Origin of the sequence: Desulfobulbus alkaliphilus, assembly GCF_016918545.1 — a bacterium.
Taxonomy (GTDB): domain Bacteria; phylum Desulfobacterota; class Desulfobulbia; order Desulfobulbales; family Desulfobulbaceae; genus Desulfobulbus; species Desulfobulbus alkaliphilus.
The window spans coordinates 1-438 of the sequence record NZ_JAFFQC010000269.1; the positions used below are offsets into that span (position 1 = coordinate 1).

The following is a 438-nucleotide window of genomic DNA, read 5'->3' on the forward strand; positions in this document are numbered from 1 at the left end:
TGCTGCCCCTGCTCGGGATAGCGGGCCAGATAGCGTTCGATGCGCTCTGCCAGCGCCTGATTGATGTCCACCATCTCCATGAACTCCATCTCGAGGGGCACCTCGCCGGTCACCTCCTCGTCGTGGATGGCGATGGTTTCGTCCCGCAGCTCCAGGAGGCGCGGCTCCTCGGCCACCCGCAGCAAGAAATTGTGCTGTTCGAAGTTGCGAATGGATTCGCGCAGCCGCTGGCTGAAGGCGCGGTTCTTGTCCATGTCGATGGCGTTGCGGATGAACTTGTGGACGTGCCTGTCATAGCGGGACCAGAGCTCGATGCACTGCTGGCCCCAGGAGGTGATGACGTCGAGCCGCCCCTGCAGGGCATGGGTCAGCTCCTCGACGTGGAAGAGATCGTCGCGCCCCTGTGCCGCTTCCTGAATGTTGGGCAGCCCCGCCTGC

Annotated in this window: 1 pseudogene; it reads right to left on the minus strand. The window is 63.7% G+C overall.

The annotated features are described in order from the left end of the window. Positions 1-438, minus strand: a pseudogene (locus tag JWG43_RS18470) (chromosome partition protein MukF); the annotation flags it as partial.